The organism is Bradyrhizobium forestalis, assembly GCF_002795245.1.
Taxonomy (GTDB): Bacteria; Pseudomonadota; Alphaproteobacteria; order Rhizobiales; family Xanthobacteraceae; genus Bradyrhizobium; species Bradyrhizobium forestalis.
Genome location: NZ_PGVG01000013.1, coordinates 1 through 26836 on the forward strand (window position 1 = coordinate 1; position 26836 = coordinate 26836).

At 65.4% G+C, this 26836-nt stretch carries 25 protein-coding genes; 12 read left to right on the forward strand and 13 right to left on the reverse strand.

Features of this window, described 5'->3' with window-relative positions; genetic code table 11:
• The first annotated feature begins 714 nt into the window (after positions 1-714).
• Complete coding sequence (locus CVM73_RS41750; RefSeq protein ID WP_167406893.1) at positions 715-1665, forward strand: OmpA family protein; 951 nt, start codon at positions 715-717, stop codon at positions 1663-1665.
• A 208-nt stretch (positions 1666-1873) separates the two neighbouring features.
• Here CVM73_RS41750 and argG read toward each other — a convergent pair whose 3' ends face one another.
• The 6 genes from argG to CVM73_RS17235 all read right to left on the reverse strand — a co-directional run bounded on the left by argG (position 1874) and on the right by CVM73_RS17235 (position 8175).
• Positions 1874-3211, reverse strand: coding sequence for an argininosuccinate synthase (gene argG / locus CVM73_RS17205; RefSeq protein ID WP_100233144.1), 1338 nt, complete (start codon positions 3209-3211; stop codon positions 1874-1876).
• Positions 3212-3306: 95 nt separating this feature from the next.
• Positions 3307-4083, reverse strand: coding sequence for a phosphatase PAP2 family protein (locus CVM73_RS17210; protein ID WP_100233145.1), 777 nt, complete (start codon positions 4081-4083; stop codon positions 3307-3309).
• A 526-nt stretch (positions 4084-4609) separates the two neighbouring features.
• Complete coding sequence (locus CVM73_RS17215) at positions 4610-5104, reverse strand: hypothetical protein (RefSeq protein ID WP_100233146.1); 495 nt, start codon at positions 5102-5104, stop codon at positions 4610-4612.
• A 97-nt stretch (positions 5105-5201) separates the two neighbouring features.
• The gene (gene rlmN, locus CVM73_RS17220) at positions 5202-6404 is read right to left on the reverse strand and encodes a dual-specificity RNA methyltransferase RlmN (protein ID WP_100233147.1); all 1203 of its coding nucleotides are present in this window, start codon (positions 6402-6404) and stop codon (positions 5202-5204) included.
• A 167-nt stretch (positions 6405-6571) separates the two neighbouring features.
• Positions 6572-7219, reverse strand: a complete 648-nt coding sequence (locus CVM73_RS17230) for an invasion associated locus B family protein (protein WP_100233149.1) — start codon at positions 7217-7219, stop codon at positions 6572-6574.
• Positions 7220-7335: 116 nt separating this feature from the next.
• On the reverse strand, positions 7336-8175 hold the full coding sequence (locus CVM73_RS17235) for an SDR family oxidoreductase (protein ID WP_100233150.1): 840 nt from the start codon (positions 8173-8175) through the stop codon (positions 7336-7338).
• A gap of 219 nt (positions 8176-8394) precedes the next feature.
• Here CVM73_RS17235 and CVM73_RS17240 point away from each other — a divergent pair, with 219 nt between their 5' ends.
• The 3 genes from CVM73_RS17240 to CVM73_RS17250 all read left to right on the forward strand — a co-directional run bounded on the left by CVM73_RS17240 (position 8395) and on the right by CVM73_RS17250 (position 11822).
• Complete coding sequence (locus CVM73_RS17240; RefSeq protein WP_100233151.1) at positions 8395-9369, forward strand: NADPH:quinone oxidoreductase family protein; 975 nt, start codon at positions 8395-8397, stop codon at positions 9367-9369.
• 431 nt (positions 9370-9800) lie between these two features.
• Entirely contained in the window at positions 9801-10649 is an 849-nt protein-coding gene (locus CVM73_RS17245) for a hypothetical protein (protein ID WP_100233152.1), read from the forward strand.
• A gap of 18 nt (positions 10650-10667) precedes the next feature.
• Positions 10668-11822: a TAXI family TRAP transporter solute-binding subunit gene (locus tag CVM73_RS17250; protein WP_100233153.1), complete on the forward strand. Its 1155-nt coding sequence runs from the start codon at positions 10668-10670 to the stop codon at positions 11820-11822.
• Positions 11823-11993: 171 nt separating this feature from the next.
• Here the strand turns inward: CVM73_RS17250 and CVM73_RS17260 are convergent, their stop codons facing one another.
• Together CVM73_RS17260 and CVM73_RS17265 are read right to left on the reverse strand one after the other, a co-directional pair.
• Positions 11994-12380 carry a YkvA family protein gene (locus CVM73_RS17260; RefSeq protein ID WP_167406894.1) on the reverse strand — a complete coding sequence of 129 codons (387 nt, stop codon included), beginning with the start codon at positions 12378-12380 and terminating at the stop codon, positions 11994-11996.
• A gap of 100 nt (positions 12381-12480) precedes the next feature.
• Entirely contained in the window at positions 12481-12771 is a 291-nt protein-coding gene (locus CVM73_RS17265) for a 4a-hydroxytetrahydrobiopterin dehydratase (RefSeq protein WP_100233156.1), read from the reverse strand.
• Positions 12772-12923: 152 nt separating this feature from the next.
• Here CVM73_RS17265 and CVM73_RS17270 point away from each other — a divergent pair, with 152 nt between their 5' ends.
• Together CVM73_RS17270 and CVM73_RS17275 are read left to right on the forward strand one after the other, a co-directional pair.
• Entirely contained in the window at positions 12924-14369 is a 1446-nt protein-coding gene (locus CVM73_RS17270) for a TAXI family TRAP transporter solute-binding subunit (RefSeq protein WP_100233157.1), read from the forward strand.
• 182 nt (positions 14370-14551) lie between these two features.
• Positions 14552-16093 carry an alkaline phosphatase D family protein gene (locus tag CVM73_RS17275; RefSeq protein ID WP_100233158.1) on the forward strand — a complete coding sequence of 514 codons (1542 nt, stop codon included), beginning with the start codon at positions 14552-14554 and terminating at the stop codon, positions 16091-16093.
• Positions 16094-16096: 3 nt separating this feature from the next.
• On the opposite strand, the gene CVM73_RS17280 is transcribed toward CVM73_RS17275, so the two are convergent.
• Entirely contained in the window at positions 16097-16480 is a 384-nt protein-coding gene (locus CVM73_RS17280) for a response regulator (protein WP_100233159.1), read from the reverse strand.
• A 173-nt stretch (positions 16481-16653) separates the two neighbouring features.
• On the opposite strand from CVM73_RS17280, the gene CVM73_RS17285 reads away from it, so the two are divergent.
• From CVM73_RS17285 to CVM73_RS17310, 6 genes are all read left to right on the forward strand, one after another.
• Entirely contained in the window at positions 16654-17418 is a 765-nt protein-coding gene (locus CVM73_RS17285; protein WP_100233160.1) for a Crp/Fnr family transcriptional regulator, read from the forward strand.
• 82 nt (positions 17419-17500) lie between these two features.
• On the forward strand, positions 17501-18217 hold the full coding sequence (locus CVM73_RS17290; RefSeq protein WP_100233161.1) for a prolipoprotein diacylglyceryl transferase family protein: 717 nt from the start codon (positions 17501-17503) through the stop codon (positions 18215-18217).
• Positions 18214-19659 (forward strand): radical SAM protein, encoded by a 1446-nt coding sequence (locus tag CVM73_RS17295; RefSeq protein WP_100233162.1) that lies wholly within the window; start codon positions 18214-18216, stop codon positions 19657-19659. Before CVM73_RS17290 ends, CVM73_RS17295 begins: the two co-directional genes overlap by 4 nt.
• On the forward strand, positions 19656-19940 hold the full coding sequence (locus CVM73_RS17300) for a hypothetical protein (protein ID WP_100233163.1): 285 nt from the start codon (positions 19656-19658) through the stop codon (positions 19938-19940). Before CVM73_RS17295 ends, CVM73_RS17300 begins: the two co-directional genes overlap by 4 nt.
• A 239-nt stretch (positions 19941-20179) precedes the next feature.
• The gene (gene typA, locus CVM73_RS17305) at positions 20180-22006 is read left to right on the forward strand and encodes a translational GTPase TypA (RefSeq protein ID WP_100233164.1); all 1827 of its coding nucleotides are present in this window, start codon (positions 20180-20182) and stop codon (positions 22004-22006) included.
• A gap of 177 nt (positions 22007-22183) precedes the next feature.
• Positions 22184-23431: a flavin monoamine oxidase family protein gene (locus CVM73_RS17310; protein WP_100233165.1), complete on the forward strand. Its 1248-nt coding sequence runs from the start codon at positions 22184-22186 to the stop codon at positions 23429-23431.
• 179 nt (positions 23432-23610) lie between these two features.
• Here CVM73_RS17310 and CVM73_RS17315 read toward each other — a convergent pair whose 3' ends face one another.
• From CVM73_RS17315 to CVM73_RS17330, 4 genes are read right to left on the reverse strand one after another with little or no spacing between them, the layout of a single operon-like run.
• The gene (locus CVM73_RS17315; RefSeq protein WP_100233166.1) at positions 23611-24018 is read right to left on the reverse strand and encodes a thiol-disulfide oxidoreductase DCC family protein; all 408 of its coding nucleotides are present in this window, start codon (positions 24016-24018) and stop codon (positions 23611-23613) included.
• Positions 24018-25337 (reverse strand): SDR family oxidoreductase, encoded by a 1320-nt coding sequence (locus CVM73_RS17320; protein WP_100233167.1) that lies wholly within the window; start codon positions 25335-25337, stop codon positions 24018-24020. The genes CVM73_RS17315 and CVM73_RS17320 overlap by 1 nt, the downstream gene beginning before the upstream one ends.
• Positions 25338-25345: 8 nt before the next feature.
• A complete protein-coding gene (locus tag CVM73_RS17325) occupies positions 25346-25813 on the reverse strand; it encodes a DUF2269 family protein (protein ID WP_100233168.1) in 468 nt (155 codons plus the stop codon).
• The gene (locus tag CVM73_RS17330; protein ID WP_100233169.1) at positions 25810-26709 is read right to left on the reverse strand and encodes an alpha/beta hydrolase family protein; all 900 of its coding nucleotides are present in this window, start codon (positions 26707-26709) and stop codon (positions 25810-25812) included. Before CVM73_RS17330 ends, CVM73_RS17325 begins: the two co-directional genes overlap by 4 nt.
• Positions 26710-26836 lie beyond the last annotated feature (127 nt).

Consider the following 26836-nt stretch of genomic DNA (forward strand, 5'->3'; position numbering starts at 1 on the left):
TTTCATGTGATGCTGACTGTACCCCTCTGCCCCCGCCAGGCACCATACTGCGCCGTATAGCCAGATGGCGCCGGAGGCCTCCGGCACACCCGGGGGGGGCATAGCCGCCCGCCGAGACTGGGTAGAGAATCGGGGCGGGGCGCGCCGCCGGCGCCCCCGCCGGCGACACCGACGCCGACACCTGCGCCGACGGCAACGCCGGCGCCTGGCAGCACGCCTGGCGCGCCACCGGCTGGCCGCCCCGGCGCACCTCCGCCCGGCACACGTCCTGGCTCGCCTCCGGCGGCGGGATCGCCGGCCCCCGGCGCCACGCCCGCTCCAACGGCGACGCCGGCTCCCGGCAGCACTCCGACGCCGCCGCCCGGACGTCCAGGGGCGGCAACGCCCGCTCCCGGCGCAACCCCAGCCCCAACGGCGACGCCAACCCCCGGTCAGCAGGGTGGAGCGCCTCCTGCCGGCGCGCCCGCTGCCGGAACTCCGGCTGCGCCGCCCCAGGCCGGCGGCCTCCCGCCTCGGCCCGCGGCTCCCGCGGGCGCCGCAGCGCCGACCGTCGTCCCCGGCTCGCCCGCCGCAGCACCGCCGCCGAACCGGGCGCAATACGCGCCGCCGACGGTTGCGCCCGCCTTCCGGGCTGCTCCGACCATCGCTGCACCGCTGCCGCCACCGCCGCGTCCGCCGCAGCGTGACCTGACGCCGCTCGCGATCGGTGCGGGCGTGGTGGCCGGCGCCGTGATCGGCGCGACCATCGCCGACCTCCACAACCAGCGGCGCGAGGTCGTCGAGGGCGGCCGCACCATCTACAACGAGCCGGACCGCATCATCATCCGCGATCCGGGCGGGCAGGCCTATGTCCGCGGCAACGATCTCTATCGCTTCCGCTATGGCGCCCGCGACATCCGCACCGACACGGTCGGCGGCGAAACCCGCACCGTCGTGATCCGTCCCGACGGCAGCGAGGTGATCACCGTGGTCGGCCCGGACGGCTCGCTGCTACGGCGAATCCGCAGGGATCCCGGCGGGCGCGAGATCGTCATCATCGACAACAGCTACCGCGATCCGCGCGCGGTCGGCGGCTTCTATGTCGACGTGCCGCCGCCGGTCGTGAACATTCCCTACGATCGCTACATCGTCGACGCCGAGGAGGCGTCGCCGGACGTGATCTACGCGACCATGCAGGCACCGCCGGTGCAGCGGATCGAGCGGCGTTACTCGCTCGACGAGATCCGCTACAGCCCCAATGTCCGCATGCAGATGCCGAGCATCGACGTCAACACGATCAACTTCGAGACGGGATCGTGGACCATCCCGCCGGACCAGGCGGCCCGGCTGCAGGTGATCGCCGACGGCCTCAACCAGGCGATCCAGCGCAATCCGCGCGAAGTGTTCCTGATCGAGGGACACACCGACGCGGTCGGCAACGAGGTCGACAATCTGTCGCTGTCGGACCGCCGTGCGCAGTCCGCGGCCGAATTGCTGACGCAGCAGTTCAATGTGCCCGCGGAAAACCTGACGTCGCAGGGCTATGGCGAGCAGTATCTGAAGGAGCAGACGCAGGGGCCGAGCCTGATCAACCGGCGCGTCACGGTCCGCCGCATCACGCCGCTGCTCAATGGCGGCCAGGCCTCGCTGCCGCCGCCACCGCCCGGCACCGCGCCGCCGCGCTGAGGCGAAGCACAAACGCAAATGGCCGGGAGCGATCCCGGCCATTTTTGTTTGAATGTTTTCTTGTTTGGATGTTTTCGTGCCCCGGACGCAGCGCAAAGCGCTGCAGAGCCGGGGCCCAGGAGCCAAAGCGAAACTGCGGATGGATTCTGGGTCCCGGCTCAGCGCTGCCACGCTTGCGCGTTGCAGCTTGTCCGGGACACGAGACGCCTCACCCCTTGTCGCTTTCCAGCCGGAAGATCTGTGAGCCTTCGCTGCCCGAGAGCAGGCCGGTGTCGCTGTAGAGCTTCAGCTTGGTGCGGGTGTCGGCGATGTCGAGGTTGCGCATGGTGAGCTGGCCGATGCGGTCGGCCGGCGTGAACGCGGCGTCCTCCACCTTCTCCATGCTGAGCCGCTCGGGCGCATAGGTGAGGTTGGGGCTCTCGGTGTTGAGGATCGAATAGTCGTTGCCGCGGCGCAGCTCCAGCGTCACTTCGCCGGTGACGGCGCGCGCGACCCAGCGCTGCGCGGTCTCGCGCAGCATCAGGGCCTGCGAATCGAACCAGCGGCCCTGATAGAGCAGACGGCCGAGGCGCATGCCGCTGATGCGGTACTGCTCGATGGTGTCCTCGTTGTGGATGCCGGTGACGAGGCGCTCATAGGCGATGTGGAGAAGCGCCATGCCGGGCGCCTCATAGATGCCGCGGCTCTTGGCCTCGATGATGCGGTTCTCGATCTGGTCGCTCATGCCGAGGCCGTGGCGGCCGCCGATCGCATTGGCTTCGAGGAACAACGCGACGGGATCAGAGAAGGTCTGGCCGTTGAGTGCGACCGGCTGGCCTTCCTCGAAACGCACCACGACCTTCTCAGCCTTGACGGCGCAGTCGTCGCGCCAGAACGGCACGCCCATGATCGGGTTGACGATCTTGATGCCGCTGTCGAGGCTCTCGAGATCCTTCGCCTCATGCGTCGCACCGAGCAGATTGCTGTCGGTCGAATATGCCTTCTCGGCGCTCATCTTGTAGGCAAAGCCCTGCGCGGTCATGAACGCCGACATCTCGGCGCGGCCGCCGAGCTCGTCGATGAACTGCTGGTCGAGCCAGGGCTTGTAGATCTTCAGGCCGGGATTGGTGAGCAGGCCGTAGCGATAGAAGCGCTCGATGTCGTTGCCCTTGAAGGTCGAGCCGTCGCCCCAGATGTTGACGCCGTCTTCCTTCATCGCCGCGACCAGCATCGTGCCGGTGACGGCGCGCCCCAGCGGCGTGGTGTTGAAATAGGTGATGCCGCCGGTCGAGATGTGGAAGGCGCCGGACTGGATCGCGGCGATGCCCTCGTGGACGAGCTGCGTGCGGCAATCGACGAGGCGCGCCTTCTCGGCGCCGAACTCCATCGCCTTGCGCGGGATCTCGTTGTAGTCGGCCTCATCGGGCTGGCCGAGATTGGCGGTGTAGGCGTAACAGCGCGCGCCCTTCTGCTTCATCCAGAGCAGCGCCGCGCTGGTGTCAAGGCCGCCCGAAAAAGCGATGCCGACTTTCTCACCCTTGGGCAGGCTTTTCAGGATCGTGGTCATGGGGCTTCCAATCGGGTCTCAAGGGGCTGACGAAGGTTTCGAACTTGACCGCGCGAATATCAAATTTCGCAGGGCTCGGCACCCATTTAATGGGCTCAAACCGAGGGCTCGGGACCGGTCTTGCGGCCGAACAGGCGCTGGCGGAGCCGGTAAGCGGGCATGTTCAGCCGGGTCAGGGCGGCATCCACCGCCTCGTCCGAGAACCGCGTCCGCGGCCAGCGGTAAATCAGCGCGTAGGCGAACCAGATCACGACGAAGGTAACGAGGCCCGCGATGGAAACGTCGGTGAAGAAGTGGCCGCCGAAGGCCATGCGCAGCCCGCTCGTGACGGCGCCGAACACCACGGCGGCAGTATAGGCGAGCGGCCGCCACGCCGGCGGCGCCAGCGCGGCCGGCGCGAGCGTCCAGAATGCCGTCGCTCCTTCGCCGGAGAAGAACGAGCAGTTGCGCCCGCAGCCGCCGCGCGGATCCCACCACGGCACGAATTGCTGATCGCCGGCAAACTCGGTCACCACCACCGGACGCGGACGGCCCCAGTAATTCTTGAACGTCAGGTTGGTCAAAATGCCGGCCGACATGATCAGCGTCACCAGCAGGAAGATGACCGTGCGCCCCGGCACCATCAGCGGCCGGTCGGGCCGGATCATCTTGACCACGAGCGCGACGATCGAGGGAAGCGCGAACGCCCAGGCGATCCACATCGCCGCGTCCCGCGCGAAGCCGGCCCAGCCGTTCAGCTTGAGCGGGAATGTCCTGGTCGCGGGATCGAAGAACAGCGACGCGAGCTTGAGATCGAGCTCGGGATAGAGGCCGAAAACGACGCCGATCACGAGCCACAGCGCCAGAGCGATGAAGAGTCCAGTCCGGTTCATGGCGCGCGGTTTAGCGGAGCGGGACGGGGATGGAAACCCCAACGGAAGTGCCCATCCTCCCCTGGAGGGGGAGGATCGGTTCGCATGTAGCGGAGCGAAATGCGAACCGAGGTGGGGTGAAGCCACACAAATAGTCTCTCGACTGTCCGCAAACTCGAATCCTCGACACCGCCGTCGCGGATAGTCTGTCACCCCACCCCGGATCGCATCGATGATGCGATCCGACCCCCCTCCAGGGCAGGGCGATCGCATGTGGCTTGCACGATGCTGCTGCATCGGCAGTGGGCTCCCTCCCCCGCTTGCGGGGGAGGGTTGGGGAGAGGGTGTCTCCGCGTTGGGGTTGTCGAGAATTTGCCGGGTATGTCCCTGCGCGGCGAGAGCCCTCACCCGCCGCGCTCGGGACGATGCTTCGCATCGCCCGGGGCGCGTCGGCCTCTCCCGCAAGCGGGAGAGGCGGAGCAAGCCCGCGGACAGTCCCCGTGAAAGCATATGCGATCGCCCTGCCCTCCAGGGGAGGGTAAGCAAATCACCTTGCATCCGGCCTCGAATTCGACGGCAGCGGCGGGGGCGGCTTGCGCGGAGGCGGCGGATCGCGCCAGGCGCCTGCATTGCGGCCGGCGATCAACCAGTAAACCACGCCGGCGACGATGCCGGCACCCGTCATGATTTCCAGGTGACGCCGCACGATACCCTCGAACTGCAGCGTGTCGGAGTGGAAGGGAACAAGGCCGAGATAGCAGGCCAGCCCGACGAGGCCGCCGCCGACGGCATAGGCCAGCGCGCTGCGGATGTAGAGTGCTTCGGTGATCGCGACGATCACCGCCGCCGGCACCAGCGCGAAGCCCGAGACGAAGATGAAGCCGAAGCCGAGCAGGATATCGAGCGTGCCCTGGTCGACGGGACCGGCGCCGAGATCGGCGAATTCCGGAAACAGCAGCGCGACGACGATGATCATGCCGCCGACGAAGCAGGCGGCGAGGAAGCCGATGAAGATGACGATGAGGCGGCCGATCAGGGACATAGGATAAGCAAGTTGCCGATCAACGCTGTCGCGACGCTCACAACCGTCATGCCCGGGCTTGACCCGGCCATGACGAGCATCGAGGACGTGGCCATCCTCAATCCGTCATCGCCATGGCGCGCAGCGCCTGACGCTCGCGCGCGGAGAGCTTTTCGGTCTCCGACTTGAGCTGGCCGCAGGCGGCGAGGATGTCGCGGCCGCGCGGGGTGCGCACCGGGGAGGAATAGCCGGCGTTGAAGATGTATTCGGAAAACTTTTCGATCTGGTCCCAGTCCGAGCATTCATAGGCCGTGCCGGGCCAGGGATTGAACGGGATCAGATTGATTTTTGCGGGAATGCCCTTGAGCAGCTTCACCAGCAGCTTGGCATCGTCGAGCGAGTCGTTGACGCCCTTGAGCATCACATATTCGAAGGTGATGCGGCGCGCGTTCGAGGCGCCGGGATAGTCGCGGCAGGCCTGCAAGAGCTCCTTGATCGGATATTTGCGGTTGAGCGGCACCAGCTCGTTGCGCAGCTCGTCGCGCACCGCGTGCAGTGAGATCGCGAGCATGACGCCGATCTCCTCGCCGGCGCGCACGATGTTGGGCACCACGCCCGAGGTCGACAGCGTGATGCGGCGGCGGGAGATGCCGATGCCTTCATTGTCGCCAACAATCAGCAGCGCATCGCGCACCGCGTCGAAATTGTAGAGCGGCTCGCCCATGCCCATCATCACGATGTTGGTGACACGGCGCGTGCCGTCCTCGCGATCGGCCCAGTCATTCAAACGATCCCGCGCGACCATCACCTGGCCTACGATCTCGCCGGCGGTGAGGTTGCGCACCAGGCGCTGCGTGCCGGTGTGGCAGAAGGCGCAGTTCAGGGTGCAGCCGACCTGCGAGGAGACGCAGAGCGTGCCGCGGTCGGTCTCGGGGATGTAGACGCACTCGACTTCATGCGCCTTCTCGACATTGTCGCCGCTCGGCAGCCGCAGCAGCCATTTGCGGGTGCCGTCATTGGAGATTTGCTCGGCCACGACTTCGGGACGGTCGACGGTGAAATGCTGGGCGAGATCGGCGCGAATGCCCTTCGAGATCGAGGTCATCTCGTCGAAGCTCTGGGCACCGCGGAAATAGAGCCAGTGCCAGAGCTGCTGCACGCGCATCTTGCGCTGCGCCGGCGCGACCCCGATCTCGCCGAGGCGATCGGCAAGCTCGGTGCGCGACAGGCCGATCAGCGACGGTTTTGCCGGCGGCACATAGGTTTCGAGCGGAGTCTTCTCCACCAATGTTGCGTTGTGCGGCTCGGTCATCGGTTGCATTGAATGGACCTGATTACATGGTCGTTCCGGGGCGATGCGGAGCATCGAACCCGGAACCTCGAGATTCCGGGTCAGGTCCTTCGGACCATCCCGGAATGACGGAAAAACTTGGAACCGCCCCTATATAGCAACCGGAATCGCCGATTGCGACCTTATCGCCTGCAGTCTTACCGCCGACAGTCCTGGGCGATCTTGTCGAGCGCCTGGGCCAGGCCCTTCAGCGAGAAGGTGTCGGTCGTCTCCGTGCCCTTGGCCGAGACACCCTTGACCACGAGATCGGCGGATTTGCGCATGGCCTCGACCATCCGCTCTTCCTCGGCCGCGTTCTTGATCCAGAGGCCGTCGCCCTGCGTATACATGGCGAAGGCGGCGCCGCCGACCTCGACGGTCGATTCCGAGCCCGGCTTCAGCGCGTAGCCGATCATGACCGAGACCTCGTTGTTGACCTTTTCAGCAGGCCGGGTCGAGACGAAGGCATAGGCGGGATCACGCGGCCGGTTCGGCGGGTTGGTCTTCGACGACGAGGGTTTTGCCAGCGCGAAGCAGACCTTCTTGCCGTTCGGCGCCGCCGCGTATGCCCCCCAGGTGCCGAACTGGCCGATCAGGGTCGGCTCCGCACCGCCCGCAACTGCCGCGGGCGAGGCCGCCGGTTTGCTCTCGGGCTTCGAGGCCGCCTTTGCCGTCGTATTGGCCGCCGGCGCGGCCGGCTTCGGTGTCGCTTTCGGCGCCGGTTGCGCCGTCTGCGCCCACGCAGAATCGGCCATTCCCCCGGCCATGACGCCAGTCATCAAAGCTAAAATCAGCACCCGCCACATGCTGGAGTGGTTCCCTCAATATTGTGACTGGAAGATGGCCCGAGCGCGCTTTGTCCCCGGGCAGGGATAGCCGGGAAAGCCCAATTTGGGAAGGCAGTTAGCGGTATGAACGGCGACTAGGCCTTGGATCGCGCGGCGCGTTGCGCGGCCCATTGCGCCTCGGTCCAGCCGAGCAGATCCTCGGCGCCGGAACTGCGCAAATGCGCGCCGCCGTCGATCACCACCATCTCGCCATTGATGTAGGCGGCGCGGTCCGAGACCAGGAAGCTGGCGAGATCGGCAAGCTCGCTATGCTCGCCGGTACGTCCAAGCGGGTTGCGCGACGTCCAGCCTTCGTCACGGCCTTCGGGACGGAGCTGCCCGGTGGCCCCCGCGGTCGGAAACGGGCCCGGCGCGATCGCGACGGTGCGGATGCCCTTCGGGCCCCACTCCACCGCAAGGCTCTTGGTCATCGCCAGCAGCGCCGACTTCGCCATCGCCGACGGAACCGTGAAGGCGCGGCCGGTGATGGTGGAGGTCGAGAGGATCGACAGCACGACGCCGCCATGCTTGCCCTCGATCCAGCGCCTGCCGGCGGCGAGCGTGCAATACATCGCGCCGTGCAGCGTCGGCGCCAGGATTGCGTCCGCGGCGCGGAAGGAGAGATGCTCGCTCTGCGCGATGAAGGTGGCGGCGGCATTGTTGACGAGGATGTCGAGCGGCGCCTCGCGCCAGATCGCATCCATCATGCTGTCAACGGCCGCACCGTCGCGGATATCGCAGGCGATGGTCGTGACTTTGCCGCCGGTCTCTTCTCGCATCTCGCGCGCCGTTGCCTCGAGCCGGGCGAGCTTGCGGCCGCAGATCACGAGCTCGGCGCCGAGCGCGAGGAAGCGACGTCCCATCGCGGCGCCGAGACCCGAACCACCACCGGTGACGAGGATGCGCTTGCTCCCGAGCAGGCTTGTTTCAAACATCGTTTGAATCCTTTCTCCGCGGATTTCGTCATTACGAGCGCAGTGAAGAATCCAAGCTATTTCCGCAGGACGGATTCTGGATTGCTTCGCTGTGCTCGCAATGACGGGAGGATAGGCCGTCGCATGACCCGAGACAAAGAATCCGGATTGTCGGGCCGCAGTAAATCCGGCAAAACCGGACCAACTATAATTCCACTCGAAACGCCTCAAGGTGCCGCCATGAAAGCCATCCTCTGCTCGCAATATTGCCAGCCCGACGATCTCGTGCTGACTGAGGTGCCAGATCCGGTGGCGGGCCCCGGCGAAGCCGTGATCGCGATCAAGGCGGCGGCGCTGAATTTCTTCGACATCCTGATGATCCAGGGCAAGTACCAGATCAAGCCGCCGTTCCCGTTCTCTCCGGCCGCTGAAGTTGCGGGCGTGATCGAGAGCATCGGCGCTGGTGTCACCGACCTGAAGGTCGGCGACCGCGTCGTCGCCTCCTGCGGCCACAACGGCGCGCGCGAGAAGATCGCGCTGCCGGCGGCGTCGATCGTGAAGATTCCTGATAATCTCGACTATGACCGCGCGGCCGGCATCATCATCATCTACGGCACCGCGCTGCATGCGCTGGAAGATCGCGCCAGCCCCAAGCCGGGCGAGACGCTCGCGGTGCTGGGCGCTGCCGGCGGCACGGGCCTTGCTGCCTGCGAGCTCGGCAAGCTGATGGGCCTCAAGGTGATCGCCTGCGCCTCGTCGGACGAGAAACTCGAATTCGCCAAGGCGCATGGCGCCGAGCTGACGCTGAATTACGCCAAGGAGGATCTGAAGGAAGGCCTGCGCAAGCTCACCGGCGGCAAGGGCGTCGACATCATCTTCGATCCGGTTGGTGGTGCTTACGCCGAGCAGGCGCTGCGCTCGATCGCCTGGGAGGGCCGCTTCCTCGTCATCGGCTTTGCCGCCGGCGACATCCCGAAGATGCCGCTGAACCTCGCGCTGCTGAAGGGCTGCGACATCCGCGGCGTGTTCTGGGGCGCCTGGACCCGGCTCAACCCGGCCAAGAACCGCGCCAATCTGGTAAAGCTCGTAAAGTGGACCGCGGAAGGCAAGATCTCATCGCATGTCGACCGCACCTTCCCGCTGGCCCAGACGGCAGACGCGTTGAAGGTGCTGGCGGGACGTCAGGCGATGGGCAAGGTGATCCTACATCCGTGAGCGCGTGTCATCGCGACGCTGTTTCAGCTTACACAGCTGTCATCGCCCGGCTCGGCCGGGCGATCCAGTACTCCGAGACGGCAGTGATTTAGCCGAGAGGCCGCGGCGTACTGGATGCCCCGGTCAAGCCGGAGCGTGACACCGAATTTGGGATAGACGGCGTGGGCCAACTCACGCCTCCCGCACAAACCTACGCATCGCCCGTATGGTGAAGATGCCCTCAACCATCACGAGCGAAATTGCGGTGCATTCCGCTGGCTCGCCGTAATCAAACCCAAATATCTCCAGATTCGCGCAAACCGCCGTCGTTTTTTGGGCTGAATCGGACGGCGATTTACCGGTTCCAGTTTGCGGGGCGCTTCTGGACAACAACAAGAAGACTGAAGCCGGGACGGCCCCTGCGTTGCGTCAGTAATGGGGAGCATCACACCATGGAGACGACGGCCTACCGTCCGTCGAAGGAGTCGCACGCGCTTGACTCCGATCGATCTGCATCACATCCGCCCATCGCGTCTTATATCCGCGCACGTGCCAAGCGCGCCGAGCTTGCACAGGACGATCCAATTCCACTGTTCCTGTCCGACCCGCTCGGCGCACCGGACCCGCGGGAATATGCGCCGGTGGCGTTGCGCTCCAGAATTGTCCCGCGTGTGCTCGCGGCGGTTCTGGCGGCATTCACCCTGGCCGTTCTGGTCACACTGCTTCAGTCCGACTTTCGCGGCCTCTTCGCCGCTTATGCCGGCAGCTGGGCTGGCATCGCGGCGGACCAAGCCATGGCGTCGGCCAGCGCGCCGACCATACCGCAGACCCCGAAGGATGCGGCCCGCCTGAGCGACACGAGGCTGGCGAGCGCCGACGCGCAGGCTCTCCCTGCACCGGCCACGCCGAGCCGCGAGGCGATCGCGACCGCCTACCAGACGGCGCTGCAAGCCCAAGGACAAATCCAACCAGCGCCCGTGCCCGTCGCGGCGCTGCCCGCACCGCCTGCGCTCGCCAAGACGCTCGACGCCGACACGCTGGCCGGGCTGATGACGCGCGCGAAAAACCTGTTGGGCGTCGGCGATATTGTTGCAGCCCGCCTGCTGCTTGAACGCGCGGCCAATGCACAGGATGCGACGGCTGCGTTCATGCTGGCGCAGAGCTATGACCCGGCCGTGCTGGGCACCAGCGACTCGCGGCGCATCGCCGCTGACGCGACCGCCGCGCGCGACTGGTATCAGAAGGCCGCGGCACTCGGATCGGTGGAGGCGCGCCAGCGTCTCGCCCAGCTCTCGAACTAGACCACTTCAGGGGACATCATGCGTAACACTTTGAAAATGGCGCTTGCCGCCATCACGACCATCTGTGCCTTCGCGGCCCACGCCGAGCAGACCGAATACGATCCGGCCAAGGTCTCGGACAGCCTGAAGGCGATCTTCCAGTTCGGCTCGACCTCGACCAAGCAGGCGCTGAACGCCAACACCGTCACGCTGATCACGGGCACGATCGGCGGCACCTATGTGCAGTTCGGCGCCGACCTCGCCTCGGTGCTCGACGACGGCAACAGGATCCGCGTGCTGCCGATCGTCGGCCGCGGCTCGGTGCAGAGCGTCGCCGACATCCTGTTCCTGCAGGGCGTCGATCTCGGCATCGTGCGCGCAGACACGCTCGACTATCTCGAGCGCAAGGGTTTTGCCAAGGACATCAAGCGGCAGTTCACCTATGTGACGAAGCTCTACAACGAGGAGATGCAGGTGATCGCGCCGAAATCGGTGGCGACGCTGAAGGACCTCGAGGGCAAGACCGTCAGCGTCGACCTGCCGAACGGCGGCACCTTCGTCACCGCGCTCACCGTATTCGAGCGGCTCGGGATCAAGGCGAAGTTCGTCTATGTCGAGCAGCGCATCGCGCTGGAGAAGCTGAAGGCCGGAGAGATCGACGCCGTCATCGTGGTCGGGGGCAAGCCGTACAAATCGGTCTCGACCTTCGGCAATGACGGCCGCTTCCATCTCGCGAAGGTGGACTACGCCAAGCCGCTGCAGAGCGACTACCTGCCGGCAACCCTGACGCCTAAGGACTATCCGAACCTGATCAAGGAGGGCGAGAGCGTCGACACGATCGCGGTGCCCGCGGTGCTCGCGGCCTATAATTGGGCGCCCAACACCGAACGCTATCGCAAGCTCGCGCTGTTCGTGGACGCGTTCTTCACGAAATTCACGGCGCTGCAGAACCCGCCCTTCCATCCCAAGTGGAAGGAGGTCTCGCTGGCGGCGCCGCTCTCCGGCTGGAACAGATTGCCGGTGGCGCAGCAATGGCTCGACAAGCACGGTATCGAGCCGGTGACACGGCAGCGCTTCGAGGCGTTCCTGAAGCAGAGCCCGGCGGCCGCGCAGGTGTCCGACGCGGACAAGGAGACGCTGTTCAGGCAATTCCAGGCGTGGGACGCGGAGAAGGCGCGGGCGGAGAAGAAGTAGGGGTTGTCGCGAGCAACGACGCAGCGCAAGCACCGTCTACACGCGAGCTGTCATCGCCCGGCTTGACCGGGCGATCCAGTATTCCGAGGCGGCAGCGATTCAATCGATGGGCCGCGGCGTACTGGATGCCCCGGTCAAGCCGGGGCATGACAGCGGAGTGTGTGGTGAACGCTACCGCGCTTCCGCCTCTGCCTCCTCCACCCCACGCTTCAGCGCGGCGCGGGCGGCTTCGCGGTGCTCGGCCGTGATATGGCTGGCAACCATGCGAATGGCGGTAGCGAGCACGGCGGCATCATCGGCGAAGCCGAGGATCGGCATCACGTCCGCGACGAAGTCGAACGGCAGGATGAAATAGGCGATCGCTCCCAATAGCGAGGCCTGGACGTGGCGCGGCGTCTGGCGGTCGAACGCGCAGTAATAGGCGGCAAGCAGGTCTTCCGCGAACGGCAGCTGCGCGGCGACACGCTTCAGCTTGCGCCAGAAGCGGCGGCGCACGCTCTCGCGGTCTTCCGCGAGCCGATCGGCCGGCTCGAACCCGACGCCGTGCTCGGCAGCCATGCTCAGATGCTCCCCGTTCTGCCGGAGGCGGCGGATCGCCCCATCCCGGCTGATCACAAGATGGGGATGCGGCCGGTCCCTGCAAGACGTCAGCTTGGTGTCAGCCTGCGATGGCGTTCATCGCCTTGGCCAGCGCGATGTCGCGCGCGGTGACGCCGCCGGCGTCGTGGGTCGACAGCACCACCTCCACCGTCTTGTAGACGTTGCGCCATTCGGGGTGGTGATCCATCTTCTCGGCGACCAGCGCGGCGCGGGCCATGAAGCCGAACGCCTCGTTGAAATCCTTGAAGACAAAGGTTTTCCCGATGGCGTCGCGGCCTTGGACGTCAGTCCAGCCTGGTAATCCGCCCAGCGCCTGCTGGCGCGCCTCCGCCGAGAGCCGTTCTGCCATGGTCGTCTCCGTCCTCTTAGGGGAACTTTACTCTAACACCGCCCCGGCGCCCGGGTTCATACGGGATTTCCTGCATCCGCTAACCATGACGGAGATGTAACCCCGCCGGACAAGAAATTTGCTACAATTGCGGGCGTAAATCGCCGGCCAAGATGAAACTGAGCCTGAAGCGCCTGTTTGGGAGATCGATGACCGGGGGATTGGACCTGGCCGAAACGCCCCCTCCGCCTTCGCCGCGATCCGCGGCGCGGAAGACGGCGCTCGTGTCTCTGGCGCTCGTGCTTGCGATCATCGGCGCGCTCGCTGGCGGCTATTACTTCGCGATGCGCCCCGTGACGCTCAAGATCGCGGTCGGCCCCGCCAACAGCGACGACGTCAAGGTCGTGCAGACGTTGACGCAGGCCTTCACGCAGAGCAAGGGCCAGGTGCGGCTGCGGCCGATCCAGACCGACGGCGCCACGGCCAGCGCCAATGCGCTCGCGGAAGGCAAGGTCGATCTCGCCATCGTGCGCGGCGACCTCGACGTGCCGAAGAATGCGCAGGCGGTCGCGACCCTGCGCAAGAACGTTGTGGTGCTGTGGTCCGTGCCGGGCAAAGGCAAGAAGCGGGGCGCCAAGATCACCAAGATCGCGCAGCTCGCTGGCCATCGCGTCGGCGTGGTCGGCCGCACCCAGGCCAATGTCAACCTGCTCAAGGTGATCCTCCAGCAATACAACGTCGATTCTGCCAAGGTCGAGATCGTGCAATTTCCGGCCAATGAAGTTGCCGAGGCGATCAAGGCGCAGAAGGCCGACGTCTATCTCGCGGCCGGACCGGTCAACAGCAAGATCACGGCCGACGCGATCGCCGCCTCCACCAAGGATTTCGGCGCGCCCACCTTCCTCGCGATCGAATCGGCGGACGCGATCGCGCAAAACCACCCGGTCTACGAAGCCTCCGAGATTCCCGCCGGCACCTATGGCGGCTCGCCCGCCCGCCCGGAGGACGAGGTCAAGACCATCAGCTTCTCGCACCACATCGTGGCGCGCAAAGGTGTGTCCGAAACCACCATTGCGGCGTTCACGCGCCAGCTCTTCGCCGTGCGCCAGCAGCTGGTGACGGAATTCCCGCTCGCGGCCAAGATCGAAACGCCCGACACCGACAAGGACGCAGTGATCCCGGTGCATCCGGGCGCGGCCGCCTTCGTCGACGGCGAGGAAAAGACCTTCCTCGACAAGTACAGCGATTACATCTGGTGGGGCCTGATGGCGTTGTCCGCCATGGGCTCGATCGGCGCCTGGTTTGCGGGTTACCTCAAGAAAGACGAGCGCGACAACAACAGCCATCTGCGCGAGCGGCTGCTGGACATGATCGCGGCAGCGCGCAAGAGCGAGACGACCGAAGAGCTCGACCAGATGCAGGCCGAGGCCGACGAGATCCTGCGCGACACGCTACGCTGCTACGATCACGGCGCGATCGAGGAAGGCGGGCTCACTGCCTTCAACATCGCGCTCGACCAGTTTCACGCCGCCGTCGCCGACCGCAAGGCGGTGCTGTTCAGCCTGCCGCAGAACCTGCAACGCGCAAGCGCGCAGTTCCGGGCCGCCGGCAACGCCTAAGTGCCGGCGCGTTATTGCTGCGTCACATTGTCTCAATATAGCTTGCGCCGTCATTCCGGGGCGATGCATCAGCATCGAACTCTGGTGCGCAATTGCGCACCTTAGAATCTCGAGATTCCGGGTCTGGTGCTGGCGCACCATCCCGGAATGACAGCGCAAGGCAGCCAGCCAGCGAGCCAGACATGAACATCAAATTCTCGCGCCGACGTTTCCTCGCGACCGGCGCCGGCGCGCTCGGGGCCATCGCAATGCCCCATCTGTCGCGCGCAGCCGACCGGCCGGCGGTCACCCACGGTGTGCAGGCGGGCGACGGCACCGTCGACGGCGGCGTGGTGTGGGCGCGCGCCGACCGTCCAGCCCAGATGCTGGTGGAGGTGGCGACGACCGAATCCTTCAAGGATGCCCGCGCGCTGCCGCCGATCGCGGCGCTGCCCGAGAGCGATTTCACCGCAAAGATGCTGATCGAGAACCTGCCGGGCGGACAGGACATCTTCTACCGCGTCCGCTTCCGCGATCTCTCGCACGGCGCGATCGAAGGCGAGTCCGTCGTCGGCCGCTTCCGCACCGCGCCGGCCGACCGCCGCGACGTCAGCTTCGTCTGGGGCGGCGACGTCGCAGGCCAGGGCTGGGGCATCAACCCCGACGATGGCGGCATGCTCACCTTCTCGGCGATGCGCAAGCACCGGCCGGATTTTTTCCTGCATTCCGGCGACACGATCTACGCCGACGGACCTATTGCATCCGAGGTGAAGCTCGCCGACGGCAAGATCTGGAAGAACGTCACGATTCCCGAAAAGACCAAGGTTGCCGAGACGCTCGACGAGTACCGCGCCGCGCACAAATACAATCTCACCGACGACAATCTCCGCGCCTTCAATGCGGAAGTGCCGATCTTCGTGCAATGGGACGACCACGAAGTCACCAACAACTGGTCGCTATCGAAAGAGCTGCCGGCCGCCTACAAGGTGCGCGACATCTCGCTGCTCGCAGCCCGCGCGGGCCGCGCCTTTCACGAAATGTACCCGATGCGCGAGAGCATCACCGAGCCCGGCCGGGTCTATCGCCAGATCTCCTACGGCCCGCATCTCGACGTGTTCGTGCTCGACGAGCGCAGCTATCGCGGCCCGAACGGCGCCAATCTCGAAACCGCCTACGGTCCCGCCAGCTATTTCCTCGGCCCGGACCAGATCGCCTGGCTCAAGCGCGGCCTTTTGAATTCGCGCGCGACATGGAAGGTGATCGCGTCAGACATGCCGATCAGCCTTGTCGTCTCGGACACGCCGAAGGGTGGCTCGGAAGCCATTGCGCAGGGCGACGGCCCGGTGCGTGGCCGCGAGTTCGAGATCGCCGACATCCTCCGCTTCATCAAGATGGCGCCGATCAGCAACACGGTGTGGCTGACGGCGGACGTGCATTACGCCGCCGCGCACTATTACGATCCGAACAAGGCGCAATTCCAGGAGTTCGAGCCGTTCTGGGAATTCGTCTCGGGCCCGCTGCATGCCGGCACGTTCGGTCCGAACGCGCTCGACAATACGTTTGGCCCCGAGGTGCGCTTCATCAAGGCGCCGGGCAAGGGCAACCAGAACCTGCCGCCGTCCGCGGGCATGCAGTTCTTCGGTCACGTCAAGATCGACGGCGCCTCAGGCCAGATGACGGTGACCCTGCGCGATCGCGCCGACGTCGCACTGTGGTCGACGACGCTCGATCCGAAGCAGAGCTGATCACTAATTGGCGGCGCCGACCTGAAGCGCCGCTTCCAGCGCGTCGCTCGAGCACGGCTTCTGCAAGCGCGGCTGGCTGGCGAATTCGGGCGGTATCCTCGCCTCGGCGCCGTAGCCGGTGACGAAGACGAATGGAACCTTCAGCGCGATCAGCCGCTCGGCGATCGCAAAGCTCGTCTCGCGGATCAGCTCGACATCGAGCAGCGCGAAGTCGGGCGTACGCTTCGCGATGGCATCAAGCGCCTGCGTCACCGAACCGACGGTCCGCACACCGGCCACACCAAATCCGAGCAGACGGTCCTCGAAATCGATGGCGATGATCGGGTCGTCCTCGACGATGAGAACATCGGCAGGCCGGCCTGAGTCATCGGAAAGTGCAGGTGGCATGATCGCTTCTTTTGTGGGGGGTTCGGACCAGGACTGCCGCGACACGATGCCTGCGCCTCAGCGGAAGGTTCCAGGAACGAAACCCACCACATCATCGTTCTTGAGTCTGTCCACTTGTGCACACAAGGGATGGATGGAGCTCGCTAAGGTGGGAGGGACGACAGGAGCTCGCGATGGATGCGCGTATCGGCAAGGTCACCGAGGTCGAGAGCCGGCCGGCCAACAATCTGCTGCGGCGTTTGAGCCAGGCAGACTACGCCCTGCTTGCACCGCACGTGACCGTCGAAGACTCCGCAGCAGGCCAATTGCTCTACAATCCCGGCGATGACGTCCAGGTCGTCCACTTCCCCTGCGGACCGTCACTCGCGACTTTCCTCGTCCCCAACGAGGATGGCCGCGACGTCGAAACCATTCTGGTCGGCCGCGAAGGCGCGGTGGGCGGCATCGTCAGCGAGGGGTTTCTGCCGGCCTATACCCGGATCTGCGTGAAGTTCGGCGGGCCGTTTGCGCGCATTCACGTGGCCAAGCTGGAAGCGGCCAAGCTGCGCTCGGCGTCAATGCGCAATATCTTCGCCCGCTATGCCGATTGCATGCTGGCCCAGATCTTTCAGTCAACCGCCTGCAATGCGATCCACTCGATCGAGCAGCGCACCGCCAAATGGATCTTGGCGGCGATGGAGAGGACCGGCGACGAGAGCAGCGTACCCCTGACTCACGAACAGCTCGCGACCCTGCTCGGTGTTGGCCGCAGCTATGCCAGCCGCGTGCTGCAGTCGTTCAAGGCGGAACGGATTCTCGACACAAGGCGCGGCTCGATCCTGGTTCGCAGCCGCGATGGCCTGCGCCAGCGCGCTTGCCTGTGCAATGACGCCGTGAAGATGCATTTCGAGGAGGTGCTGCGAGGCGTCTATCCAACCGAGGAGCGGGAGGCGGGGTAGGGGATCTTCTTCCTTCTCCCCTGTGGGAGAAGGTGGCGCGCGGCGCGCTCTTTTGAGCGTGATCGTGCTATACTCTCCCCGCATGGGCGGGGCTTTGCTTCACACTCTCTTCGACGTCGTAGCGTGGCTGGCGGCCGCGGCGGCCGTCTACTGGCTGTCGCGACAGGGCTTGCGGTTTCCGGCGCAATCCTTCGAGCTGCCCTATATCGCCGCGCTGGTGTTCGGCGCCGGCATCGGCGCCTATCTGTTCGGCTCCGCCAATCTGTGGCTGTCGGGCGAGAGCGGCATTGCGCGCTCGGTCGAGGGCGCGCTGGCCGGCGGCATTGTGGCGATCGAGCTCTACAAATGGTGCGCAGGGATCACGATGCGAACCGGAGCCCGGTTTGCCCTGCCGCTGGCGCTCGGCATCGCGATCGGCCGGATCGGCTGCTACTTCGCGGGCCTCGACGACTTCACCTATGGCACGCCGACGGCGCTGCCCTTCGGCCACGATTTCGGCGACGGCGTTCTCCGCCATCCCGTGCAGCTCTACGAGAGCGTGGCCATGGCCGTGTTCGCACTCGTCTATGTGCTGGCGGTCTTGAACCGGAACGCCTTTGTGATCACCAATGGTTTCTACCTGGTGCTCGCCTATTACGGAGCGCAACGCTTTTTGTGGGAATTCCTCAAGCCGTACGGCACGCTGATCGGCCCCCTTACTTTGTTTCACCTGCTGTCGCTGTCCATCCTGCTCTACGCCGCCGTCATGCTGGCGACGGCGCCCAAAGCGAGACGCTTGCAAAACGAGTTACTTGCATGAACGCGCCGTTGCGTAAGTCGCGTCCCCACATCTTCTGGGGCCAGACCCAATCCCTCTGCGAGACCTGCTTGACGCTGGTGCCAGCCAAGATCCAGATCCAGGGCAACGAGGTCTGGTACGAGAAGCGCTGCAAGGAGCACGGCGTGCAGTCGACACTGGTGTCGACGGATGCCGCCTATTGGCGCCTGTGCAAGGATTTCATCAAGCCCGGCGACCGCCCGCTGCAATTCCAGCAACGCACCGAATTCGGCTGCCCCTATGATTGCGGCCTGTGTGCCGACCACGAGCAGCATTCCTGCCTGGCGCTGATCGAGATCACCGAGCATTGCAACCTCACCTGCCCGGTCTGCTTCGCCGACTCCGCGCCGGCGCGAACGAAATTCACCCCGCTGGCGACGGTCGAGAAGATGCTCGACGCGCTGGTCGCGAGCGAGGGCGAGCCAGACCTCGTGCAGATTTCCGGCGGCGAGCCCACGCTGCATCCGGATTTCTTCGAGATCCTGGAGGCCGTGCGCGCCCGCCCGATCCGCCACGTCATGATCAACACCAACGGCCTGCGCATCGCCCGCGAACGGGACTTCGTGGCGCGGCTCGCCGAGAACAAGCGTGGGCTGGAGGTCTATCTCCAGTTCGATTCGCTGCAGCGCGATGCGCTGATCAATCTGCGCGGCGCGGATCTGCGAAAAATCCGCCAGCAGGCATTGGAAAATCTCGAGCATTACGGCGTCTCGACTACGCTGGTCGCGACCATCAAGCGCGGCGTCAATGACGCCGAGATCGGCGACATCGTACGCCACGCCCTCACCTGGAGATGCGTTCGCGGCGTCACGCTGCAGCCGGTGCAGGATGCCGGCCGCAACGAGAATTTCGACAAGAATGCCGATCGCATCATGCTGTCGGAGATCCGCAAGCGCGTGATCGAGACCGGCGTGTTCGGCGACAAGGACATGATCCCGCTGCCCTGCAATCCCGAAAGCATCTCGATCGGTTATGGCCTGCGCAATGGCGAGAAGGTGCTGCCGCTGACCTCGCTGTTACAGCAGGAGCAGCTCGTTGCGGTGATGCCCAACACCATCAGCCCGGAAAAATATCCGATGCTGCGGGAAAAATTCGTCGATCTGTTCTCGCTGTCGTCGGGGCCGCTCAACACCTCCGAGCGCGTCTGCGAACTGTTGTGCTGCCTGCCGAGCTTCGAGGTGCCGCAGGGTCTCACTTACGAGAACGTCTTCCGCGTCACCATCGTGCAGTTTCTCGACCGCTTCAATTTCTGCGTCGGCAACGTCAAGCGCAGCTGCATCCATTTCGTGACGGAGCAGGGCGCGATCATTCCGTTCGACACCTACAACCTCTTCTATCGCAACGGTGCGATCGCCCGGATTCGCGCCGGGCTCGAAGGGCAGACGTATCGCGAGGCAAGGCAAAGCGAGGAAGCGCCACAATGAGCGATACGCCACCGCCGGTTCTGCCACCCCTGCCAACGCCCGGCCAGGCACGCAGCGGCTGCCTCACAGCGCTGATGGTGGTTGCGGGGATCATCATGCTGCTTCCGGGTCTCTGTGCACTGCTGTTCGGCGGAATCTCCATATCCGAGGGGGGCAAGATCGACTCGGACATCGCGCCGCTGGTCTTCCTGGGACTGGTGGTCGGCATCGGAGGCGCCGTCCTGATCTGGGCGGCGATCAAGGGGCGAAAGGCCCCCGTCCATCCCGGAACCCAGACTTAAGCCCCGGGAATTCCCGGACAAAATTCAGTCAACCAACGGCCAAAGAACACATTGTTTTTTGGCCGTTTTTGCATATATTGCGCCGCAACGCGCAGGGCGCCCGGTCTGATATGGCCGGGCTTCCTTTTTGGGCGCAAAGCGCCCCGTTTCCAGTCTTCCAGCGTTGTTTCGAGAAGAGGTCCCGGTCCGACCGGCGAGATCGCGCTTAACCCATTGTTCGACCGCAAAGAAGCTCACTCATGAATCTTCGTAACGTCGCCATCATCGCCCACGTCGACCACGGCAAGACGACCCTGGTCGACCGCCTCCTGCAGCAATCCGGCACGTTCCGCGAGAACCAGAAGGTGACCGAACGTGCCATGGACTCCAACGATTTGGAGCGCGAGCGCGGCATCACCATCCTGGCCAAGGCAGCCTCGGTGCAGTGGAAGGACACCCGGGTCAACATCGTCGACACCCCGGGCCACGCCGATTTCGGCGGCGAGGTCGAGCGCATCCTCAACATGGTGGACGGCGCCCTGGTGCTGGTCGACGCCGCCGAAGGCCCGCTGCCGCAGACCAAGTTCGTGGTCTCCAAGGCGCTCAAGGTCGGCCTCAAGCCGATCGTCGTCATCAACAAGGTCGACCGCCCCGACGCGCGCCCGACCGAAGTCATCAACGAGGTGTTCGACCTGTTCGCGGCGCTCGATGCCAGCGAGGAGCAGCTCGACTTCCCGATCCTGTACGGGTCGGCCAAGCAGGGCTGGATGGCCGAGAGCCCCGAGGGTCCGAAGGACAAGGGCATGGAGCCGCTGTTCGACCTGATCCTGCGCCACGTCGCGCCGCCGAAGGTCGAAGAGGGTCCGTTCCGGATGATCGGCACCATCCTGGAGGCCAACCCCTATCTCGGCCGCATCATCACCGGCCGTATCTCGTCCGGCGTGCTGAAGCCGAACCAGCAGGTCAAGGTGCTGAACGCCGACGGCAAGCTGGTCGAGTCCGGGCGCATCACCAAGATCCTGGCGTTCCGCGGCCTCGAGCGCACCCCGCTCGATGAAGCCGAAGCCGGCGACATCGTCGCCATCGCTGGCCTCACCAAGGGCACCGTCGCCGACACCTTCTGCGATCCGACCGTCGAGGTGCCGCTGCCGGCGCAGCCGATCGATCCGCCGACGGTGTCGATGTCGTTCATCGTCAACAACTCCCCGCTCGCCGGCACCGAAGGCGACAAGGTGACAAGCCGCATGATCCGCGACCGTCTGTTGCGCGAAGCCGAAGGCAACGTCGCGCTACGCGTGGTCGAGGCCGCCGACAAGGACGCGATGGAAGTGTCGGGCCGCGGCGAATTGCAGCTCGCGATCCTGATCGAGACCATGCGCCGCGAGGGCTTCGAGCTCTCGGTGTCGCGCCCGCGCGTCGTGTTCCAGAAGGACGAGGCCACCGGCGCCACCATGGAGCCGATCGAGGAGGTCGTGATCGACGTCGACGAGGAGCATTCCGGCGTCGTCGTGCAGAAGATGAGCGAGCGCAAGTCCGAGCTGATCGAGATGAAGCCGTCCGGCGGCAACCGTCAGCGCCTGGTGTTCTACGCGCCGACCCGCGGCCTGATCGGCTATCAGGGCGAGCTGCTCACCGACACCCGCGGCACCGCGATCATGAACCGCCTGTTCCACGGCTACGCGCCGTACAAGGGCGAGATCCAGGGTCGCCGCAACGGCGTCCTGATCTCCAATGACCAGGGCGAAGCGGTGGCCTACGCCATGTTCAAGCTGGAAGACCGCGGCCCGATGATGATCGAGCCGGGCTGGAAGGTCTACAAGGGCATGATCGTCGGCGAGCACACCCGCGACAACGATCTCGAGATCAACGTGCTCAAGGGCAAGCAGCTCACCAACATCCGCACGACCTCGAAGGACGAAGCGGTGCGCCTGACCCCGCCGATCCGCATGACCCTGGAAAAGGCGCTTGCCTATATCGAGGACGACGAGCTCGTCGAGGTCACCCCGAAGTCGATCCGCCTGCGCAAGAAGCACCTCGACCCGAACGAGCGCAAGCGCGCGGAGAAGGCCAAGGAAGCGGTGGCGTAAGGCCGCCGCTCTCCTACGAAACTGTCGTCGCCCGGCTTGACCGGGCGACCCAGTACGCTGCAGCTTCTCGGCTCTATCACGATCGTCTCTGGAATACTGGATCACCCGCATTCGCGGGTGATGACACCTGACTTGTGGTGGCTTCAGCGCGTATCAGAGACGTGCTAGAGCCCGCCCATGACCTCCCTCCCCTCCTCCGTCGACGTCGCGATCATCGGTGCCGGGGCCGCCGGCCTCGGCGCCGTGCATGCGCTGCATGGCTCCGGCCTCTCCGTGATCGTGCTGGAGGCGCGTAACAGGCTCGGCGGCCGGGCCTGGACCGTGCAGGCCTCGCCCGAGGTGACATTCGACGTCGGCTGCGGCTGGCTGCATTCGGCCGACAAGAACTCCTTCGTCGCAATCGCGCGACGGCTCGGCTTCGAGCTCAACAAAGACCTGCCGCCCTGGCGCGAGCGCGCCTATGGCAACGCCTTTCCGCAAGACCAGCGCGACGATTTCATGCGCGCGATGGACGCGTTCTATGAGCGCCTGTGGCAGGCCGCGCAGAAGGGCAAGGACGAACCCGCGAGCTTGAGTCTGGAGCCCGGCAATCGCTGGAATCCGATGATCGATGCGATCTCGACCTATATCAACGGCTGCGAATTGAAGGACATGTCCACGCTGGACTGGGACGCCTATGAGGACACCAACCTCAACTGGCGTGTCCGCCGCGGCTATGGCGCGCTGATTGCGGCCTATGGTGCGCCCTGCCCGGTGGCGCTGAACTGCAACGTCACGCTGATCGATCATTCCGAGAGGCGCCTACGCCTGGAGACGCCGCGGGGCACGCTGACCGCGGACAAGGTGATCGTCACCGTGCCGACCAATCTCATTGCGCAGGAAGCAATCCGCTTCTCGCCGCCGCTCCCCGCAAAGGTGAACGCAGCAGCCGGCCTACCGCTCGGCGTCAACGACAAGGTGACGCTGGCGCTCGAGGACGCCGAGACCCTTCCGAAGGAGGGCAACCTGCGCGGCGCCACCATGCGCACCGAGATGGGCACCTATCACATCCGCCCGTTCGGCCAGCCCTGCATCGAAGGCTTCTTCGGCGGCAGCTTTGCGCGCGAGCTGGAGGACGCGGGCGACGGCGCCATCGCCGCGCACAGCATCGACGAGATCGCGGGTTTTCTGGGCAACGATATCAGGCGCAAGCTGAAGCCGCTCTGCGAGTCCCGCTGGGCGCGCGATCCGTTTGCGCGGGGATCCTATTCTCACGCGCTGCCCGGGCACGCCGGGGATCGCGCGGTGCTGGCCGCGCCGGTGGATGGACGGCTGTTCTTCGCGGGCGAAGCAACGTCGCCGACCTTCTTCACGACAGCGCATGGCGCGCGGGACAGCGGCGAGCGGGCGGCGAAGGAAGTGCTGGCGGTCAGTGGAAAGCGCTAGTCTCATCTCCATGTCGTCCCGGCGAAACGCCGGGACCCATACCGCGTGATCTTTCAGTAATGCGTGGTGCTCGTACCGCGGATCGACCCTTCACTTCCAGTCTTCGCCAAACGCTACCCTGTGGTTATGGGTCCCGGCTTCCGCCGGGACGACACTGAGTTTGTCGCATCGCTGTCGAATCACTCGATCACCCTCGCCCGTAAATCCGCATCGGGCACGAAGCAGGCGTCATACTTCCCGAAGATGCGATAGCGATTGCGCGCGATGAGGTTGTAGATCGGGTCGCGCACCGGCTTAGGCACGACGAACAATGCGCGCACCCAGCCCCAGCCGGGGAGCTGCGACAGCACCGTCAGGGCTGCATCCGACTTCATGAACGCCTCGCCGCCGTGGACGACCGCGTTGGTGTCGGGATCATCCGGATCGATGCCGAACGTTCGCGCCAAACGCGTCCCATAGACCGACTGGATCGGCGTGAAACGAAACCGCTTCGCCGTGTCGCGCCTGGCGACGAAGCGGACCCAGCGCGAGCAGAAGACGCAGACGCCGTCGAACAGGATCACGTCGTCGTCAGGCCATTTTGGCATCAGCGGTTGTCCAACATGAGCAGCGCGACCAGCATCAGCACGATCGCCGGACCGGTCTTCACCAGCGCGCCGAGCGGTTCGATCCACAGGTCGGGCGTCAGGATCGCCGCCCCCACCATATAGCCCAGCGAGGCGGTGATGCCCGCAACGAGCCCGACCGCCGCGGTGCGGCGGAAGGCGATCAGCACGCCGATGCTCATGTCCATCAGGCTGGTGCCGATGGTGATGGGGTCGACCAGCGCGGGTGGGAAGTTGTGCGCGCTCAAGATGCCGGCGGCGGCGCGGTAGGATACGAACAAGGCGATGAAGCCCGAGACGATCCAGAATGCGGCCAGGCTCGCGAAGATCAGCGCCTTGACCAGAAACAGGCGCGCGAACCATTTGTCCTGGATGGTGGCGGGATGGCGCCCGACGATATCAGCCAGTGTCTTCGGCGCGATGCCTGTCGCAGCCAACCACGCCGAGGGATCACCTCGCACGCCACGGCGCAGCTCGGTGATGGCCGTCCGGCGCATCGGCGGCATCCAGCCGAGATAATTGGCGAGATCGCCGAGGCGTGCGCTGAGATCGAGCATGACGGCCGGCATCGCGATGCGCGGCCAGCCGGCCGTGCCGAACGCATGGCGAAACTGCTTGACGACGCCGGCCATGGTGACCGGTTCGGCCTGCATCAGGTCCCAGCTCACCGCCTTCAGGGAGGCATCGTCGACGTCGCGTGCGGCAAGCCAGCCGATGGTCGCCGAAATATCCTCGATCGCGACGGGCTGGAATGGCGTTGCCATGTCCTTGGCCGGCAAATCGACCGGAAAGGCAGCTAGCGCGCGGAGCATGGCGCTGCCGCCATAGGCTGCCGGCGCAATCACGAAGCCGGGCCGCAGAATGGCATGGGGAATGCCGCTAGCCCCGATCAGGCGCTCGGCCTCGCGCTTGGTCGTGGCGAAGGCGGTGCGATCCGCCTCAGGGGTGCCGGGGATCGAGATATGCACCAGCCGGATTGCGCGCCCGCTGCCGCCGATCGCCTGAAGCAGCCGCGCGACGAAATCGCGATGCACCGCGCTCGTGTTGCTGCCGGGGCCATCCTGGAGCACGCCGAGGCAGTTCACGACGATATCGACGGAATGCCCGCTGAGGAGGCGCGTCAGCGCGGCCGCATCGAGGATGAGAATCGGCAGTTCGATGTCCAGCGCGCTCATCCTCTGCGCCGGCGACAGGCTCCGCGCTACGCCGACGACGCGAAAGCCCCGCGCGCGCAGATCGTCGGTGACGAAGCGGCCGATCAGGCCGGAGGCGCCGAGCACCAAAATGGTTCGCCCACTCATTGTTTCTCTCAGAACGGTTTTGCGATCATCAGCCAGAGGATCAGCATGGTCGCCCCGAAGCCGGGGAAGCCGAATGCAAACCAGCGGCGGAACAGGACGAAATAGCGCCGTGGGAGCTCACTGCGCTGCGCGGCGGCCTTGCGTGCGAGATCGCGCATCTCGATCTGCATGAAGACGACGGGGACCCAGAACAAGCCGGCAAGGACGTAGAGCGCGAGCGAAGCGAGCAGCCAGCGTTCGGTGATCGACGTCGCCGACAGCATCATCAGCAGGCCGCCGCTGACCGGCTGGAGAACCACGGCCGACAGCGTGAAGATCGCATCCGCAATCACCACCACCGAGGCGGTACGCGCGATGAACTCCGGATCCTGCATGCGATGCGCCATCAGCATGAAGAAGGCAATGCCGGTCCCGGTGCCGAGGATGACGATGGCGCCGAGCACATGGATAAATTTGACCAGGTAATACAGCGTCATGGCTTCTTGGTCGCCACAGGCCTGGGCGGGTTCAGTGCGCGCGCGAGCTCGCCGCTTGCGGCTTTGACCCCGGCTTCGGTTTCGATCATCCAGTGGCCTTCGCTGCCGACAGCCGGCAGCGAGCGAAAGTCGGCCTTGCCGCCGCTGCCACGAAATGCATCAGCGAGTTTCTGCGAAAATGTGGGCGCGAAATAGCTGTCATTGACGGCAACGAGCCACGTGACGGGAATGCGCGCCGCCTTGCCAAACTCCGCTGCGGCGGCAAGCAGCGTATGCGGCGCACAGATTCGATTCGGCTCATCATGGGCATGGCCGCCGCGCCCCGGTGCAAACACTGTGATCGCGGAGATCACCTTCGGATCGGTATTGGCGAGCGCCAGCGCACCCCATCCGCCGGCGGAATGGCCGATCACGATCGCGGCATCCCTGCGGATGAAATCCTGTTTTTGCAGATAGGCTAGCGCCAGCGCAATTGCGTCGGCCGTGGCCCGGCCCGAGCGTGCGTAGTCGGCCTCGTCACAGCCGCCCTGATCCTCGACATAGCGGCCGCCGGTCGCACCATGGCCGGGCCGCTCCGGCACCAGCACGGCAAAACCGCGCGCGACGAGATAGGCGGCAAGCGGGCGGTATTCCGGCTGCGGCATTTGCGCACGACGCAACGCGTTCTGCGTCGAGGCGTGCACGATCACCGCGAGCCGGAACGGACCTGGGCCGGGCGGGCGAAACAGGAGGGCATGCGCAGCAAGGTCGGTATCCGGCGAGGGCACAAACCACTCTTGCCGACGAAACGGTTCGCCCTCCTCTCCTGATGGGCCGAGCGTGACCTGAGCGCACAGAGGGGACGCAGTCAGGAAAGCCAGCAGAGGCAGGAGCGCGATGGTGTTGAGGAGCCGCATGAATTGCCGAGAGCGAACGCGAACAGCGACAGCCAGATTAGTAGGAACGAATCATTTGCGGCCGACTTTCTGCGGTGCCACTGCCGTTCCCCCGTTACCGCGACGTAGTTTTGCACCGACGCCTGGC